This is a genomic window from Aureimonas ureilytica DSM 18598 = NBRC 106430 (genome assembly GCF_000382705.1).
Classification (GTDB): Bacteria; Pseudomonadota; Alphaproteobacteria; order Rhizobiales; family Rhizobiaceae; genus Aureimonas; species Aureimonas ureilytica.
Map to the genome: position 1 here is coordinate 21270 of NZ_ARQE01000006.1, position 17119 is coordinate 38388.

Consider the following 17119-nt stretch of genomic DNA (forward strand, 5'->3'; position numbering starts at 1 on the left):
TCACCACATGGGTTGGCTGGATTGGGTCCAGGCTTCCTCGCAGCCTGTTCTCAGCGGTCCCGGCATCCTCCTGCGGATGCCGCGGCGGGGCGACTACGAGCGCTGGCGCGAGCTCCGGGACGCAAGCCGCGCCTTTCTCACCCCCTGGGAGCCGAGCTGGAGCGGAAGCGAACTCAGCCGGACCGCGTTTCGCCTTCGGCTGAGCCGCTACCGACGAGATGCCCGCGAGAGGTCGAGCTTCACCTTCTTCGTGTTCGATCCGTCCGGAGAAACGCTCTATGGGGGCCTCACCCTCGGACGCATCCAACGGGGGGTGGCACAGGCGGGAACGCTCGGCTATTGGATGGGCGAGCGCCATGCCGGGCGCGGCATCATGAGCCGCGCGGTTCGGACGATCTCGATTTTCGCGTTCGAGATCGAAGGGCTGCACCGCATCGAGGCGGCCTGCGTGCCGAGCAATGCTCGGTCGATCGCGCTTCTGGAATCCTGCGGGTTCCGCCGGGAGGGTCATCTGCGGCGCTACCTGAAAATCGCCGGTGTCTGGGAGGATCATCTTCTGTATTCTTTGCTGGCTGAAGACTGGGCAGCCAGTGCTGGCTATCGTGCCGAATCGCAGCCAGACCTTTCGCTCGCCGGGACAAAGCTTTGACGCTCTCCACGCCCCCAATCGCTCGTCCCTCGGTGCTGCTTCTCGCGCTGTTCGGATGGTTGCTCGTCGCCCTTGCCGGCGCCCTGCCGGCCCAGGCCTTCTCGCCGGTCAGCATCGGGCGCGAGGATGTCGCGATCGATCTGGCGCCCGCCGTGGAAATCCATCGCGGCCGCGGCGCGAACTTCCAGGTCTCGACCATTCCAGGGCCGGACGGCATTGTCCGCCGCATCGAGGTGGAATCCAGTTCGCCCAAGCCCTCCGGCAACTGGGCCGTCTTCGCCCTCTCCAACAACACGGACGAGCAGATCGACCGGCTCGTCGTCGCGCCCCATTTCCGGCTGTCCGGGTCAGGCCTGATCTGGCCCGATCTCGGCTCGCAGCGCATCGTGGCCATCACGCCGTCTGAAGGCTTCGCGCTCGACCGGCAGGAAAGCCCCGAGGCCGACGTCTTTCTGGTCACGCTCGACCCCGGCTCGGTCATCACCTTCGTCGCGGAACTCGCCAGCGACAAGCTGCCCGAAATCCGCCTATGGGAGCCGAACGCCTACAAGGACACGGTCAACGCCTTCACGCTCTATCGCGGCATCGTGCTCGGCATCGCTGGCCTCCTGGCGGTGTTCCTCACCATCCTCTTCGTGGTGAAGGGCTCGCCGATGTTCCCGGCGACCGCCGCCCTCGCCTGGGCGGTGCTGGCCTATATCTGCATCGACTTCGACTTCTGGCAGAAGCTCGTGCCGATCGTGCCGGGCGAGGAGCGCATCTGGCGCGCCGGCACGGAAGTCGCGCTCGCCTTCACGCTCGTCGTCTTCCTCTACGCCTATCTCAACCTGAACCGCTGGCACGGCATTCTGTCGGCCTTCACCGCGCTCTGGCTGGTCGGCCTTCTCGGCCTCGGCGGTCTGGCCGCCTTCGATCCGCCCATGGCGTCCGGCATCGCGCGCATGTCGATCGCGACCACGGCGGGCGTCGGGCTTCTTCTGATCCTCTATCTCTCCTTCGTGCGCTACGACCGCGCGATCATGCTGATCCCGACCTGGCTCCTCATCATCGCCTGGCTCGCGACCGGTTGGCTGACGATCTCGGGCGAGGTGCGCAACGACATCATCCAGCCCGCGCTCGGCGGCGGTCTCGTGCTGATCGTTCTCCTGATCGGCTTCACGGTGATGCAGCATGCCTTTGCCGGCAATGGCAGTTTCGGCAGCGGGCTCCTGTCCGACATGGAGCGCCGCGCCCTGGCGCTGGCCGGCACGGGCGATGCGATCTGGGACTGGGACGTCGCGCGGGACCGCATCTTCGCCGGGTCCGACACGGACGGGCTGGCAGGGATGCCGGTCGCGGCGATGAACGGGCCGGCGCGCGACTGGCTCCCGATCCTGCACCCGGACGACCGCGACCGGTTCAAGGTGACGCTGGACACGATCCTGGAGCATCGACGCGGACGCATCGCGCAGGACTTCCGCATCCGCAGCGATGATGGCCATTACCACTGGATGAACCTCCAGGCGCGCCCGGTGCTCGGCTCCAACGGCGAAGTGGTGCGCTGCGTCGGCACGCTGAAGGACGTCACGGATCGCAAGAAGGCCGAAGAGCGCCTGCTGCATGATGCGCTCCACGACCAGCTCACGGGCCTGCCCAATCGCGAACTCTTCATTGACCGCCTGAACTCCATCGCGGCGCTCGCCACGAGCCATCCCGACGTGCGGCCGACCCTGTTCGTCATCGATCTCGATCGCTTCAAGCAGGTGAACGACGATTTCGGCATGGCGACCGGCGACACGATCCTCCTGACGGTCGGCCGCCGCCTGAAGCGCGTCCTGAAGCCGCAGGATTCGCTGGCGCGCCTGACGGGCGACCAGTTCGGCCTGATCCTCATGTCGGAGACCGAAATCGGCGCGGTCGGCACCTTCGCCGAAACGCTGCGGGAGGTCGTGCGCGCGCCGATCGCCTTCGGCGAGCGCGACATCATCCTGACCTGTTCGGTCGGCCTGACGGGCTGGACGGACGGCGCCAGCGCCGACGAGGTCCTGCGCGACGCCGAGCTTGCCATGTATCAGGCCAAGCGATTGGGCGGCGACCGGATCGAGCCCTTCCGCCCGGCCTACAAGACGCATTCGACGGGCCGCGTGGAACTCGAGTCCGATCTGCGCCGCGCCTTCGGGCGCAACGAATTGTCGCTGATGTTCCAGCCGATCGTGAAGCTCTCGACGGGCGACATTGTCGGTTTCGAAGCGCTCCTGCGCTGGAACCACGCCAAGCGCGGCCCGGTCTCGCCGGTCGAGTTCATTCCGATGGCGGAAAGCACGGGCCTCATCGTGCAGCTCGGGCAGTTCGCGCTCGACGAGGCGACGCGGCGCCTGTCCGACTGGCAGAAGCTGCCGGGCCAGTCCAAGCTCTTCTGCTCGGTCAACATCTCCAGCCGCCAGCTGATCCGGCAGGATCTCCTGACCGACATCCGCCACATCCTGAAGCGCTACGCCCTGCCGCCCGAGACGCTGAAGCTGGAGCTGACGGAATCGCTCGTGATGGACAATCCCGAGCGCTCGGCCAAGCTTCTGGAGCGGTTGAAGGAAATCGGCGTCGGCCTGTCGCTGGACGATTTCGGGACGGGCTATTCCGCCCTCTCCTATCTGATGCGCTTCCCGTTCGATACGCTGAAGATCGACCAGTCCTTCCTGCGGGGCGATGCGCATCCGCAAAAGCCGATCATCGTGCAGTCGATCGTCACCATGGCGCACGAGCTCGGGCTCGCGGTCGTGGCGGAGGGCGTCGACAACGAAACCGACGCGCAGCGCCTTCGTCAGCTCAACTGCGAATATGTCCAGAGCTACATGTTCTCGCCGCCCTTGACGGCGGAGGAAGCGCGCCGGCGGTTGCAGGAGCGCCAGGGCCGCAAGCTCGCGGTCGGCTGATCTTCAGCCGATCCGCGCCGCAGGCCTCTCGAAACCGGCCGCCTCAGGCGTGGCCGGCTTCGCTCGTCAGGAAGGCCGGATTGATGCCGAGAAGGCCGAGTGCCCGGGTGTATTTGTTGTCGAGTTCGGCGTCGAAGACGATGTCCAGTTCGGCGCGGCAGGTGAGCCAGCCATTGGCCGCGATCTCGGCCTCCAACTGACCCGCGCCCCAGCCGGCATAGCCGAGAACCATGATCGCGGTGGACGGACCGACGCCATTCGACATGGCCTTGAGGATATCGAGCGTCGGCGTCAGCGCGATGCCCTCGTCCACATTGACCGTGGATTCGGAATCGTAATCGGCCGAATGCAAAACGAAACCGCGCCCCCGCTCCACCGGGCCGCCATTGCAGACCGGAACCTCGTCGCCCTTGGCGGGCAGGCGGATTTCGTCGGGGTCGCTGACGATTTCGAGCTGCGTCAACAGCGTCCCGAAGCTCAATGGCTGGGCCTTGTTGACGATGAAGCCCATCGCCCCGCTCGCCGAATGCGCGCAGACATAGACGACGGATCGCGCGAAGCGCTCATCTTCCATGCCCGGCATGGCGATCAGGAAATGCCCTTCGAGGGAAGAGGCTTCGTCGGATTGGCTGCGGATGTGCTGGAAGTCCATGCGACCTAAGATAAAGATGTCCGAGGCGTTTTGCACCTGCGGCAGGAGAGAAGTCGTGTCGTCCCGTAAAAATTCTCCGCACCGGTCCGGTGGGCGCGGACGGCTCCCGTTCGCCCTCCTCACGGTTTTCTATCTGACGACAAGCGCCTTCACATCCCCCGCTAGGGCCGCATCCGAGGCGGAGGTCGACGGCGCTCGTGTCAGCCTTCATGTCTTGGCCAACGGGGCGACGCTGCGCGGCGTCCTCGAGATCGATCTGAAGCCGGGCTGGAAGACCTATTGGGTCTCGCCCGGCCCGGTCGGCCTCGCGCCCCGGATCGATTTCAGTGCGAGCGAGGGCATCGCGTCGCCGCAGCTCGTCTACCCCGCCCCCACGCGTTTTCGCGAAGGCGAGATCGAGAGCCTCGGCTACACCGAACCCGTCGGCTTCGCGATCGAGGCGAGCCCTCAGGCGGGGGCCCGGCCGATCCTGCGCGCGAGCCTCCTGATCGGGCTCTGCCGCGACATCTGCGTCCCCGTTCAGTTGCAGCTGGAGGCCGAGCCCGACGCCTCGCTCGGAACCCGCGCCGCCGTGCGCCGCGCCTTCGACGCCCTGCCCATCGAGAGCGAGAGCGGCGCCGGCTGGAAAGCCGATCTATCCAGCGACGAGAAGAGGTTGGTCATCGAGGGTGCTCCGGCTGCGCTCGACCGCGCGCGCGACCTCTTCGTCGCCGCACCGGAGAGTTGGGCCTTCGGACCACCCGAATTCGATCGGGACGGTGGCCAAGCGGTCGCGAACGTCCCGGTTCTCGCGGCTCCCGCTTCCGCGCCGCGCCTCGATCGGGTCGATCTCGTGTTGACGGATGGGGAGAAGAGCGAGCTAATCCGCGCGCTTCCGGTCGGTCGAAACGGACCGACTCAATGACGGCAAAGGACCATCATGACCCTTTCGATCGGTGATCGCCTACCAGAGGCCAACTTCCGCACGCCGGGCGAGGACGGCCCCAAGGTCGTCACGACCAACGACATTTTCGCCGGCAAGACGGTGGTGCTCTTCGCGGTTCCCGGCGCCTTCACGCCGACCTGCACCATGAACCATCTGCCCGGCTTCCTGGAACAGGCCGACGCGTTCAAGGCCAAGGGTGTCGATACGATCGCGGTCGTGTCGGTCAACGACGTCTTCGTCATGAAGGCTTGGGCGAAGGCGACCGAGGCGGGCGACCACATCCTGTTCCTCGCGGACGGCAGCGCCGATTTCACGCGGGCCGCAGGTCTCGAGGCGGACCTGTCGGGCGGCGGTCTCGGCCTTCGCTCCAAGCGCTATTCGATGATCGTTCGGGACGGCGTGGTCGCAGCCCTCAATATCGAAGCCTCGCCCGGACAGGCCGAGACCTCTTCGGCCTCGGCGCTTCTGGCGCAGCTCTGAGACGGCGATCAGGCCGGCGAGGCCATTCTCGCCGGCTTGCGCTTGAAGGGCTCCATGCCGGCGCGCGCCAGTTCGTCCGCGCGCTCGTTCTCGGCATGGCCGGCATGGCCCTTGACCCAGTGGAACGTCACCTCGTGGCGGTTGCGCTCCTCGTCCAGCCGCTGCCAGAGTTCGGCATTCTTCACCGGCTTCTTGTCGGCCGTGCGCCAGCCATTGCGCTTCCAGCCGTGAATCCATTTCGTGATGCCGTCGCGCAGATATTGCGAGTCGGAATGAAGATGCACGGCGCAGCCGCGCTTCAGCGCCGCCAGCCCTTCGATGGCCGCCAGAAGCTCCATGCGATTGTTGGTCGTGTGCGCCTCCCCGCCCGAAAGCTCGCGCTCGGTGTCGCCATGCCGCAGGATCGCGCCCCAGCCGCCCGGCCCAGGATTGCCGGAGCAGGCGCCGTCGGTGAAGATATCGACTCGGGTCATTTCGGTCATGCGGTCAGGCCTTGGTGGAAACGCCGTAATCGGCGAGGCTCTGAACCTGCCGATGGAAGCGGGACTTGCGGAGATATTCCTTCGGGTCCTTCTTGGTCACGAAGGAATCGGCCGGCGTGTTGATCCAGTCGAACAACCGCGTCAGGAGAAACCGCACCGACGCGCCCCGTGCCAGAAGCGGCAGAGCCGTGCGTTCCGCCTCGCTCAGGGGGCGAACGCTCTCGTAGCCTTCGATCAGGGCTCGGCCCTTGGTGACGTTGAACGCGCCGTCCAGCTCGAAACACCACGCGCAAAGGCAGATCGCCAGATCGTAGGCGAGGATGTCGTTGCAGGCGAAGTAGAAGTCGATCAGCCCCGAGAGCTCGCCCTGAAGGAAGAAGACGTTGTCGGGAAAAAGGTCCGCATGGATGACGCCGCTCGGCAGATCCTTCGGCCAAGCTTCTTCAAGCTCGCTCAGCTCGGCTTCGATCTCGGCCCGGAGCCCCTCCTCCACCCGGTCGGCATCCACGCCGCAAGCGTCGAGCAGCGGGCGCCAGGCGCCGACGGACAGGCTGTTCTCGCGGCGGAGCGCAAAGTCGCTCGCGGCGAGATGCATGCCCGCCAAAGCCTTGCCGAGCGCGCCGCACTGATCGGCCGTCGGGCGGCGCGACCACATGCCTTCCAGAAAGGTGAAGAGCGCCGCCGGGCGACCGGCGAGTTCGCCGAGCGCGTCGCCTTCGCGCGGCTGAACCGGCAGCGGACAGGACAGGCCCTTGCCCGCCAGATGCTCCATCAGGCCGACGAAAAACGGCAGGTCCGCCCGGTTTACCCGCTTCTCATAGAGCGTCAGAATGAAGGTGCCGCCTTCGGACCGCAGGAGAAAGTTCGAATTCTCCACGCCTTCCGCGATGCCCTTGTAGGACAGGAGCCGCCCCACGTCGTAGCGGGCCAGGAACGCGGAGAGTTCGGCTTCGCCGACTTCGGTGTAGACGGCCATGTCAGTTCGTCCTTTCGCCGGGCAGCGGGCGGTTGCCGTTGACGAAGGCCATGTCGGCCGAGGTCAGTGGCACGTCGCGCAAGGACCGCATCACCGGAAAGTTCTCGTTCTCGATCGCTGTCTGCACGATCTCGATCCGCACGTCGAACCGCTCGCGCAGTGCGTCAAGAATGCCGTCCGTCAGCACCTCCGGCGCGGAGGCCCCCGCCGACATGCCGATCATCTGCCCAGGCTTCAAGTCGTCCAGCGGAAGCTCGGAGGGACCCTGTACCAGAAGCCCGCGCCGCGAGCCGGCCTTCTCGGCAACCTCGACCAAACGGCGCGAATTGCTAGAATTCGGAGCGCCGACGATCAAAAAGAGATCGGTGCCCGGCGCCGACGCCTTCACCGCATCCTGCCGGTTGGTCGTCGCGTAGCAGATCGATTCGGACGCCGGTGCATGAAGCTCGGGGAATTTCGCCTGGAGAGCGGCCAGAATTCCAGCCGTGTCGTCCACCGACAGCGTCGTCTGCGTCACGAAGCCGAGCGCGGACGTGTCGGCCGGTTCGAAGGCCGCGACATCCTCTTCCGTCTCGATCAGCACCACGGCGCCTTCGGGCAACTGGCCCATCGTGCCAATGACCTCCGGGTGGCCGCGATGGCCGATCAGGAGCACCTGCCGCCCGAGCCGCATATGGCGCATGGCCTGCTTGTGAACCTTGGAGACCAATGGGCAGGTCGCGTCGAGATAGAGCATCTCGCGGCGCTCGGCCTCGGCCGGCACGGTCTTCGGCACGCCATGGGCCGAGAACACGACTGGCTGACCGTCGTCGGGAATGGCGTCGAGTTCCTTCACGAAGACCGCGCCCATCTGGCGCAGGCCGTCCACGACATATTTGTTGTGGACGATCTCATGCCGCACATAGACCGGAGCGCCGTAGCGCTTCAGCGCCAGGACGACGATCTGGATGGCACGATCCACCCCGGCGCAGAAGCCTCGCGGTTCGCACAGGCGGATGGTCAGGGGGGGCTTGGTTTCGAGCGCGGACAAGGCGATCTCCGGTCGGAGGTTTCGTCCCGAATGAGGGGATCGCACCCCGTCCTGTCAACCCATCCGCGCGTCGCGCGGCCGCGTGAGGAGATGCCGCACGAAGAGCGCGAGCATCACGAAGAGCGCCGCGGCGAGGCTGAACCAGGTGATCGCATATTGAAGATGGTTGTTCGGAAGATCGACCACCGTCACGCCGCCGACCGGCCCGCCCGGCGTGGACGAAGCCGAACCGGCATCCACGAAGAACGGCAAGGCCGCGTCGGCAGGCAGGGACAGGCCTTGCTCCATGTCCGCGACGTTGCGCCAGAAGAAGACGTTCTGCTTCGGATCGTTGTCGGGCAGGAAGGAGCCCGGCTTTTCCGTCGGCGCGGTTCTGGCAAGGCCGGTAATGTCCACCAGCCCGGCCGGATTGCCCGCAGACCGTGTCGCCACATCCTTCATCGCATAGGGAACGAAGCCGCGATTGACGAAGAGCCAACGCTCCGAGCCCAGGAGGTGAAGCGGCGTATAGACATGCCAGCCCGCCTGACCCTCGCGTGTGGCCAGAAAATAGCGCTCGCCCGCATGGTCGAACGTGCCGCTCAAGCTCACAGGCACGTAGTCGATGGGTTCCCCTGCCGCTTCGCCGGCGAGCAGCGCGTCGATCGAACGGGGCGGCTGGTGAATGCGGTGGTCGATCGTGGCGAGAAGCGAATCCTTCCACCCCATGCGCTCGACCTGCCAAGCGCCGAGCGCGATCAGCACCGCGAGTGCGCAGAAGCCGGTGACGAAGATCGCCACGACTCGCCCTCGCCCGAGGCGCAGGGCAGGCCGCGCGCCCTCGCCGTCAGCGCTCGTCGTCATGCGCGTGCCACCGGCCTTCGGCCGCGCTGGAGCGGAACTGCAGGCCGACCATCAAGCCCTTGGCCAGCCGCATCAGCGGCGCCGCCAGGATGAAGGCCAGCGGAATCCAGAGAAGGAGATGCACGGTGAGCGGCGGGCTGAAGGTCACTTCGGTGTAAAGCGCGAGCCCCACCACGACGAAGCTGACGATCGACATGACGAAGAAGGCCGGGCCATCGGCCTGGTCGAGCGGCGCGAGATCGAGGCCGCATCGCGAGCAGACGGGTTCGAGCCGGAGATAGCCCGCGAAAAGCCGCCCCTTGCCACAGCGCGGGCAGCGCCCCGCAAGACCGGCCCGAGGCGGATCGACGCCGGGATAAGGCTGGTTGGGCTCGTCCATGGGGACCCTTCCCTCGAGGCTTGAAGGCGGAAATGAAAAAGGCGGCCAGGCCGCCTTTCTCGCTCAAGATGTCGCGGACCTCGGTCCGATCAGGCTCCGTGGATCTGACCGCCCCAGCCGCCCCAGACATAGACGGCGAAGAAGAGGAAGAGCCAGACGACGTCCACGAAATGCCAGTACCAGGCGGCGGCTTCGAAGCCGAAATGCTTGTGCGGCGTGAAGTGCCCCCGCACGGCCCGCAGAAGGCAGACGGCGAGGAAGATCACGCCGACGAAGACGTGGAACCCGTGGAAGCCGGTCGCCATGAAGAAGGTCGCGCCATAGATCGAGCCGCTGAACGCGAAGGGCGCATGAGCGTATTCGATGTACTGGACGAAGGAGAAGATCGCGCCGAGCGCCACCGTGAGCGCGAGGCCGGTGATCAGCGACTTGCGGTCGTCCTCCAGCATCGCGTGGTGCGCCCAGGTCACGGTCGTGCCGGACAGGAGCAGCGTGATCGTGTTGAAGAGCGGCAGATGGAGCGGGTCGAGAACCTCGATCCCCTTCGGCGGCCAGACGCCCCCCAGCGCCTGCGTGCGCGCCGCCTGGATCGCCTCGCCCGGGAACAGGCTGGCGTCGAAGAAAGCCCAGAACCACGCCACGAAGAACATCACCTCCGAGGCGATGAACATGATCATGCCGTAGCGCAGGTGCATGGACACGACGGGCGTATGGGCGCCCTGCCGGCTTTCGCGGATCGTATCGGACCACCACGCGTACATCGTGTAGAGGACGATCGCGAGACCGACATAAAAGATCCAGGGCGTCGCGAAGTTCAGGCCGAACAGGAGGAAGGGCGTGCCCGCGTGAAAGCGGAACAGGCCGACGGCGCCGAACAGGAGAAAGAACGCGCCCAGCGAAGCCAGAGCCGGCCACGGGCTCGGATCGACCATGTGATAGTCGTGATGCTTCGTATGTGCCGTGTCGGCCATCGCTCTCCCCCTCGCTGCCGCCCTCGAACCGTCCCTGGCGGCCGGGACTTCACTGTCTTCGATTTGCCGGGTGTGCGCTAGAGGCGCCCGCTCGGCTTCGTTTCGCTTGCCGCGTCCGCCACCGGCGTCTTCTTCGGCTCGACCGGAAAGAAGGTGTAGGACAAGGTGATCGTCGGCAAGGTGCCGACATCGGCGTCGTCCAGGATCGCCGGATCGACGAAGAAGACGACGGGCATGTCGACCTCTTCGCCCGACTTCAGTGTCTGATCCGTGAAGCAGAAGCACTGGATCTTGTTGAAATACGCTCCCGCCAGCAGCGGGGTCACGTTGAAGGTCGCACGAGCCGTGACCTCATGGGCGGACGTGTTCCGCACCCGGTAGGAGGTCTGGCGCGTTTCGCCGAGCCGCAGCGTGATCTCGCGCTCGTTCGGCTGGAAGGCCCAAGGCACGCTCGAGACGGCGTTGCTGTCGAAACGCACCTTCACTATCTGGTCCGATACGTGCGACGCGCCGACTTCGCTGCGCTGCGTCGTGCCGCCGTAGCCCGTGACCTGACAGAACAGCTGGTAGAGCGGAACGGACGCATAGGCGGCACCGAGCATGCCGCACACGAAGGCCGCACAGCCGAATGCCGTGACGCGGTAGCGCCGAAGCTTGCCGCCCTTATCGACCCCGGTCTCACGCATGGTTACCCGCCATCTTGAACAGCGTCACGATGTAGAAGAGCACGACGAGAGCCGTCAGCGTGATGGCGATCGCCACCGACCGACGACGCTGAGACTGGCGTTCTTCCTGCGTCAGGCGCATGTGATCCTTCTCCCCCTCGTCACCCATGGTCAGGCGACCCACAGGGCGACGACGCTTTCGCCGAGCAGAAGGGCGAAGAGCGCGAAGAGATAGAGGATCGAGAAGGCGAAGAGCTTCTTGGCCGGCACCATGGCTGCATCGCCGTCCTGCATCCGCAGCACGAGCGCGGCGCGGCGCACGAATTCCAGGCCCAGCAGCACCGAGGCGACGCCATAGACCGGACCAGCGAAGCCGAGCGCCCAGGGCAGGACGCCGACGGGGACGAGGATCAGCGAATAGGCGAAGATATGCCGGCGGGTGGACCGCTCGCCGGCGACATTCGGCAGCATCGGAATGCCCGCCGCGCCGTAGTCCTTCATCTTGAACAGCGCCAGCGCCCAGAAATGGGGAGGCGTCCAGAGGAAGATGATGAGGAAGAGGACGAAACTCTCGACCGAGACGCCACCCGTGACCGCCGCCCAGGCGACCATCGGAGGGAAGGCGCCGGCGGCCCCGCCGATCACGATGTTCTGCGCCGTGCGGCGCTTCAGACCCATCGTGTAGAACACGGCGTAGAAGGCGATGGTGAAGGCGAGAAACGCGGCGGCGAACCAGTTCGACGCGAGGCCGAGAAGCATCACCGACAGAACCGAAAGAGACAGGCCGAAGGCCAGAGCGCCCCCCGGCGTGATCCGACCCGAGGGCACGGGCCGCCCGGCGGTGCGCTTCATGATGCGATCGATATCGGCGTCGTACCACATGTTCAGGGCGCCCGAGCCACCGGCGCCGAGCGCGATGGCCAGGAGCGACACGAAGCCGAGAACGGGGTGCATGTGGCCTGGGGCGGCGAGAAAGCCGGTGACGGCGGTCAGCACCACGAGCGACATCACGCGTGGCTTCAGAAGCTCCAGGAAGTCGCCCGGTTCGGCGAGACTGATCCCCGGACGAGCGGTCCGAATGGCCGTCGCGTCGATCGCACTCATGAAACGTTCCTGTTCATTGGCGAAGCGCGACAAGCCGCGCCTCGATCCGTCCGATCGCCGGCCTCATTCCGGCGAGCGATCCCGCCCGGAAGCGGGATCGACCTTGTGGCCGCGCCGTCAGCGAATGCGCGGCAGCTCTTCCCACTGGTGGAAGGGCGGCGGCGAAGACAGCTGCCATTCCAGCGTGGTCGCGCCCGGACCCCAGGGATTGGCCCCTGCCAGCCGTTTCTTCGCGAAGGTGTCGTAGACACCATAGAGGAAGATCAGCACCGAGACACCCGAGACATAGGAGCCCATCGAGGACACGAAGTTCCAGCCGGCGAACGCATCCGGATAGTCTGCGTAGCGGCGCGGCATGCCGGCGGCGCCGAGGAAATGCTGCGGGAAGAACACGAGGTTCACGCCCACGAACATGACCCAGAAGTGGATCTTCCCGATCCGCTCGTCATACATGTAGCCGCTCATTTTCGGCAGCCAATAATACCAGCCGGCGAAGATGGCAAACACGGCGCCAAGCGACAGCACGTAATGGAAGTGCGCGACGACGTAGTAGGTGTCGTGGAGCACGCGGTCCATGCCGGCATTGGCGAGCTTGACGCCCGTCACGCCGCCGACCGTGAACAGGAAGATGAAGCCGATCGACCAGAGCATCGGCGTCGTGAAGCGCAGCGAGCCGCCCCACATGGTCGCGATCCAGGAGAAGATCTTGATGCCCGTGGGAATGGCGATGACCATCGTCGCGAACACGAAATAGCGCTGCGTGTTGAGCGAGATGCCCGTCGTGTACATGTGGTGCGCCCACACGACGAAGCCGACGACGCCGATCGCGACCATGGCGTAGGCCATGCCGAGATAACCGAAGACCGGCTTGCGCGAGAAGGTCGAGATGATGTGGCTGACGATGCCGAAGGCCGGCAGGATCATGATGTAGACTTCGGGGTGACCGAAGAACCAGAACAGATGCTGGTAGAGGATCGGGTCGCCGCCGCCTTCCGGCGCGAAGAAGGTCGTGCCGAAATTGCGGTCCGTCAGAAGCATGGTGATCGCACCGGCGAGAACCGGGAGCGAGAGCAGCAGCAGGAAGGCGGTCACGAGCTGCGACCAGGCGAAGAGCGGCATCTTGTGCAGCGTCATGCCGGGAGCGCGCATGTTGAGGATCGTCGTGATCATGTTGATCGCGCCGAGGATCGATGAAGCGCCCGAGAGATGCAGCGCGAAGATCGCGAGATCGACGGCCGGCCCGGGATGACCGGCGGTGGACAGAGGCGGGTAGAGCGTCCAACCCGTTCCCGCGCCGTTCGCGCCGGGGGCACCTTCCACGAACATCGACAGGATCAGAAGCAGCAGCGAGGGCGGCAGCATCCAGAAGGCGATGTTGTTGATGCGCGGGAAGGCCGTGTCCGGCGCGCCGATCATGATCGGCACGAAATAGTTTCCGAAGCCGCCGATCAGCGCGGGCATGACGAGGAAGAACACCATCACCAGACCATGCGCCGTGGTGAAGACGTTGAAGACCTGCGGATTGCCGAAGATCTGGAGGCCGGGCTGCTGGAGCTCGGCGCGGATCGCGATCGACAGGCTGGCACCGATAATCCCCGCGACGATCGCGAAGATCAGATAGAGGATGCCGATGTCCTTGTTGTTGGTCGAATAGACCCAGCGAACCCAGCCTTTCGGATGGGCGTGGTCGTCATGAGCGTGATGGTGCGGAGTGGCGTGATCCATCGGTGCTTCCCCCGGCTTTCTCAGCGCGCCGCCACGACCGGCGCCTGTTGGGCGATCTCGGCCGAAAGCTGGGCGTTGGCGTTCTGTACATTCGTCGCGGCATTGGCGAGCCAGGTGTCGAACTGGGCCCGACTGACCACGCGCACGGCGATCGGCATATTGTAATGGCTGGCGCCGCAGAGTTCCGAGCACTGGCCGTAGAAGATCCCCTCGCGGTTCGCCTCGAACCAGTATTCGTTCAGGCGACCGGGAACCGCGTCCACTTTCACGCCGAGCGAAGGCAGAGCGAAGGAATGGATGACGTCACCGGCCGTCGAGAGAAGGCGCACCACGGTATCGACCGGAATCACCATCTCGTTGTCCACGGCGAGAAGGCGCGGGTAGAGGCCCTTGTCCTGCTTGCCGGCGCCGTCGCGCGCGTCCTCCGCGAGCGGATAGGACAGGAAGGACACGGGCTGAGCCTCGGGCGCGGCCGGGTTCGCCGCCGTGCCGGCTGCGGCGGAGGCCGCGGCCGGGTTCGTCTGCGCCGGCTGATACTCGTAGCCCCAGTACCACTGGTAGCCCGTCGCCTTCACGGTCAGTTCCGGCTCGCGGGGCGGATTGTATTGCGACGTCAGAAGCTGAAACGAGGGAATGGCGAGGCACAGGAGAATCAGAACCGGAGCGACGGTCCAGATGATCTCGATCGTGGTGTTGTGGCTCGTGCGCGACGGGTTCGGATTGCGCGCCTCGGCGTAGCGCACGCTGACATAGGCCAGCAGCGCCGCGACGAAGATCGTAATCGGTACGATGAACCAGAGCGTATAATCACTGAACCAGTGAATCTGCGCTTCGATAGGCGACAAGGCCTCCTGAAGGCCCATCTGCCAGGGATGCGGCTGTCCGGGATGAATCGCGGAATCCTGCGCCGACGCGGCCACCGGCGCTGTGGCCAGAAACAGGGCGGCAAGGGCTGTTCTCTTCACGAATCTCCCCCTCGTGGAAGCATATGAACCCGATCTGCCGAACGAATCATCGGCACCCGAATCCCGGTGAAACCTCCCAGGAATTCGAATGCCGCTAATGTGCAGCTAGAGCTTGGTTCAACCATGAAACCGCCGCCTTCGCAACAAGACGGCGCCACGCGCCGTTGCGACATAAGCGGGTCTGTGGCCGCGTTGCCTCCCTTGAGGCGTCGTCGGCGCGCGCCGTCTCGACGCCGCGCGCCGTCATGCTTTAACCTTTGCTTTCATTCTGACGCTGATTCCGGATGGCGTCGCACCGGGAAGACCCAATGAAGACCCTCCTCGCCTCGGCCGCCGCCCTCCTGTTCATGATGCCCATGGCGGCGAAGGCACAAACCGGAACGGTGAAATCGCAGCATGGCGCCTGGGCTGTGGTGTGCGACCAGCCGGCGGGCGCTGCGGGCGAGCAATGCGCGCTCCTGCAGAACGTCGTGGCCGAAGACCGGCCCGAGGTCGGGCTGTCGGTCCTTGCGCTGAAGACCGCCGACGGCAAGGCGCAGATCCTGCGGGTTCTCGCGCCGCTCGGCATTCTCCTGCCCAACGGCCTCGGTCTTTATGTGGACGGCAAGGATATCGGCCGCGCACAGTTCGTGCGCTGCTTCGAGGACGGGTGCTACGCCGAGGTCATTCTCGACGACACGCTGCGCCAGACCCTGTCTACCGGCAAGGCCGCCACCTTCATCGTGTTCCAGACGCCGGAAGAGGGCATCGGCATTCCGGTCGAGCTGAACGGCTTTGCGGAAGGCTTCGCCGCCCTCCCCTGACCGTTCCCTGAGCGGCTCTCTTTGACGGCTCCGGCGTGAAACGCGGATGACAGGCGGCGGCGGCGTCCCTATCTGGAAGCCACGTCATCCCCTGCGGAGCCTTGCCATGTCCCTTTCCCTCGTCGATCGCTTCGACATGTCCCGCGCGCAGCTCGAAGCGCTCGTTTCCGACACGTTGCGGGGCGCCGACGATGGCGAGCTGTTTCTGGAATATCGCGAGCAGGAATCGCTCGTGTTCGACAATGGCCGTCTGAAGGCCGGCGACTTTTCCACCGACCAGGGCTTCGGCCTGCGCTGCGTGGCGGGCGAAGCGATCGGCTACGCGCATGCGGGCGACCTGTCCGACGCGGCGCTTCGCCGCGCGGCCAGCACCGTGACGGCCGTGCGAACCGGCCATGAGGGTGTCGCGGCCGAAGCGCCGCGCGGCACGAATCGTCGTCTGTATGGCGACGAGAACCCGATCCCCACGCCGAGCTTCGAAGCGAAGGTCAAACTTCTCCAGGACATTGACAGCTATCTTCGCACGAAGGACGAAGAGGTGCGGCAGGTCAGCGTGTCCGTCGCCGCGCAATGGCAGGTGGTCGAGATCCTGCGCGCCGACGGGCAGTGGATGCAGGACACCCGCCCCATGGTGCGCGTGAACATCGCGGTCGTCGCCGGGCGCGGCAACCGGCAGGAGACCGGATCGGCGGGAGCGGGCGGACGGCTCGGCTTCGACGGGTTCATCGCGGTCGATCGCTGGCAGGCTCTGGCCGACGAGGCGCTGCGCTGCGCGAAGGTCAATCTGGAAGCGGTCGCCGCGCCCGCCGGAACCTTCGACATCGTCCTCGCCGCCGGCTGGCCGGGCGTCATGCTGCATGAAGCCGTGGGCCACGGGCTGGAGGGCGACTTCAACCGCAAGAAGACGTCCGCCTTCTCCGGCCTTCTCGGCGAGAACGTCGCCGCCAAGGGCGTGACCGTCGTGGACGACGGCACGATCACCGAGCGTCGCGGATCGCTGACGATCGACGACGAGGGCACGCCGACCAACCGCACCGTGCTGATCGAGGACGGCAAGCTCGTCAACTATATGCAGGACCGCCAGAACGCGCGCCTGATGGGCATGGAGGCGACCGGCAACGGACGGAGGCAGTCCTACGCCCATGCGCCGATGCCGCGCATGACCAACACGATGATGCTGGCCGGCTCGCACGCGCCGGCGGAAATCCTGGAATCCGTGAAGGACGGCATCTACTGCGTTTCCTTCAACGGCGGTCAGGTGGACATTACCTCGGGCAAGTTCGTCTTCAACTGCACCGAAGCCTACCGCCTGCGCGACGGGAAGGTCGGCGAGCCCCTGAAGGGCGTCATGCTCATCGGCAACGGGCCGGACGCGATGCACCGCGTGTCCATGGTCGGCAACGATCTCGAACTCGACGCCGGGATCGGCAATTGCGGCAAGGCCGGCCAATGGGTGCCGGTCGGCGTCGGCCAGCCGCATCTGCGCATGGATCAGATCACCGTGGGCGGAACGGAAGCCTGAACGGCGCCGACCGGGCGGAAGCGAGGCCTTCCTCCCTCC

At 65.8% G+C, this 17119-nt stretch carries 18 protein-coding genes; 6 read left to right on the forward strand and 12 right to left on the reverse strand.

Annotated features, from left to right (window positions below; all coding sequences use genetic code 11):
* Positions 1 to 7 precede the first annotated feature (7 nt).
* Both B146_RS0113725 and B146_RS0113730 read left to right on the forward strand, forming a co-directional pair.
* Positions 8 to 649, forward strand: coding sequence for a GNAT family N-acetyltransferase (locus B146_RS0113725; RefSeq protein WP_019997024.1), 642 nt, complete (start codon positions 8 to 10; stop codon positions 647 to 649).
* Between the two features lie 32 nt (positions 650 to 681).
* The gene (locus B146_RS0113730) at positions 682 to 3558 is read left to right on the forward strand and encodes an EAL domain-containing protein (RefSeq protein WP_019997025.1); all 2877 of its coding nucleotides are present in this window, start codon (positions 682 to 684) and stop codon (positions 3556 to 3558) included.
* 43 nt (positions 3559 to 3601) lie between these two features.
* Here the strand turns inward: B146_RS0113730 and B146_RS0113735 are convergent, their stop codons facing one another.
* Positions 3602 to 4210: a YqgE/AlgH family protein gene (locus B146_RS0113735; protein ID WP_019997026.1), complete on the reverse strand. Its 609-nt coding sequence runs from the start codon at positions 4208 to 4210 to the stop codon at positions 3602 to 3604.
* Positions 4211 to 4424: 214 nt separating this feature from the next.
* Here B146_RS0113735 and B146_RS27830 point away from each other — a divergent pair, with 214 nt between their 5' ends.
* Together B146_RS27830 and B146_RS0113745 are read left to right on the forward strand one after the other, a co-directional pair.
* The gene (locus B146_RS27830; RefSeq protein WP_019997027.1) at positions 4425 to 5114 is read left to right on the forward strand and encodes a protein-disulfide reductase DsbD domain-containing protein; all 690 of its coding nucleotides are present in this window, start codon (positions 4425 to 4427) and stop codon (positions 5112 to 5114) included.
* A gap of 15 nt (positions 5115 to 5129) precedes the next feature.
* Complete coding sequence (locus B146_RS0113745; RefSeq protein WP_019997028.1) at positions 5130 to 5615, forward strand: peroxiredoxin; 486 nt, start codon at positions 5130 to 5132, stop codon at positions 5613 to 5615.
* Between the two features lie 8 nt (positions 5616 to 5623).
* On the opposite strand, the gene rnhA is transcribed toward B146_RS0113745, so the two are convergent.
* From rnhA to coxB, 11 genes are all read right to left on the reverse strand, one after another.
* Complete coding sequence (gene rnhA / locus B146_RS0113750) at positions 5624 to 6088, reverse strand: ribonuclease HI (RefSeq protein WP_026358595.1); 465 nt, start codon at positions 6086 to 6088, stop codon at positions 5624 to 5626.
* Between the two features lie 13 nt (positions 6089 to 6101).
* Complete coding sequence (locus B146_RS0113755; protein WP_019997030.1) at positions 6102 to 7073, reverse strand: homoserine kinase; 972 nt, start codon at positions 7071 to 7073, stop codon at positions 6102 to 6104.
* A 1-nt stretch (position 7074) separates the two neighbouring features.
* Positions 7075 to 8103 carry a 4-hydroxy-3-methylbut-2-enyl diphosphate reductase gene (gene ispH / locus B146_RS0113760; protein ID WP_019997031.1) on the reverse strand — a complete coding sequence of 343 codons (1029 nt, stop codon included), beginning with the start codon at positions 8101 to 8103 and terminating at the stop codon, positions 7075 to 7077.
* Between the two features lie 54 nt (positions 8104 to 8157).
* Complete coding sequence (locus tag B146_RS0113765) at positions 8158 to 8946, reverse strand: SURF1 family protein (RefSeq protein WP_081630992.1); 789 nt, start codon at positions 8944 to 8946, stop codon at positions 8158 to 8160.
* Positions 8930 to 9325, reverse strand: coding sequence for a DUF983 domain-containing protein (locus B146_RS0113770; RefSeq protein ID WP_019997033.1), 396 nt, complete (start codon positions 9323 to 9325; stop codon positions 8930 to 8932). Before B146_RS0113770 ends, B146_RS0113765 begins: the two co-directional genes overlap by 17 nt.
* Before the next feature lie 89 nt (positions 9326 to 9414).
* Positions 9415 to 10296, reverse strand: a complete 882-nt coding sequence (locus B146_RS0113775) for a cytochrome c oxidase subunit 3 (protein WP_019997034.1) — start codon at positions 10294 to 10296, stop codon at positions 9415 to 9417.
* Between the two features lie 77 nt (positions 10297 to 10373).
* The gene (locus B146_RS0113780) at positions 10374 to 10982 is read right to left on the reverse strand and encodes a cytochrome c oxidase assembly protein (RefSeq protein ID WP_019997035.1); all 609 of its coding nucleotides are present in this window, start codon (positions 10980 to 10982) and stop codon (positions 10374 to 10376) included.
* The gene (locus B146_RS0113785) at positions 10975 to 11130 is read right to left on the reverse strand and encodes a hypothetical protein (RefSeq protein WP_026358596.1); all 156 of its coding nucleotides are present in this window, start codon (positions 11128 to 11130) and stop codon (positions 10975 to 10977) included. The genes B146_RS0113780 and B146_RS0113785 overlap by 8 nt, the downstream gene beginning before the upstream one ends.
* 2 nt (positions 11131 to 11132) lie before the next feature.
* Positions 11133 to 12065: a heme o synthase gene (locus tag B146_RS0113790; protein ID WP_026358597.1), complete on the reverse strand. Its 933-nt coding sequence runs from the start codon at positions 12063 to 12065 to the stop codon at positions 11133 to 11135.
* Between the two features lie 117 nt (positions 12066 to 12182).
* Positions 12183 to 13790: a cytochrome c oxidase subunit I gene (gene ctaD / locus B146_RS0113795; RefSeq protein ID WP_019997038.1), complete on the reverse strand. Its 1608-nt coding sequence runs from the start codon at positions 13788 to 13790 to the stop codon at positions 12183 to 12185.
* 20 nt (positions 13791 to 13810) lie between these two features.
* Complete coding sequence (gene coxB, locus B146_RS0113800; protein WP_019997039.1) at positions 13811 to 14755, reverse strand: cytochrome c oxidase subunit II; 945 nt, start codon at positions 14753 to 14755, stop codon at positions 13811 to 13813.
* Between the two features lie 308 nt (positions 14756 to 15063).
* On the opposite strand from coxB, the gene B146_RS0113805 reads away from it, so the two are divergent.
* The gene (locus B146_RS0113805) at positions 15064 to 15558 is read left to right on the forward strand and encodes an invasion associated locus B family protein (protein ID WP_019997040.1); all 495 of its coding nucleotides are present in this window, start codon (positions 15064 to 15066) and stop codon (positions 15556 to 15558) included.
* 106 nt (positions 15559 to 15664) lie between these two features.
* Positions 15665 to 17080 carry a metalloprotease TldD gene (gene tldD / locus B146_RS0113810; protein ID WP_019997041.1) on the forward strand — a complete coding sequence of 472 codons (1416 nt, stop codon included), beginning with the start codon at positions 15665 to 15667 and terminating at the stop codon, positions 17078 to 17080.
* The last annotated feature ends 39 nt before the right edge of the window (positions 17081 to 17119 follow it).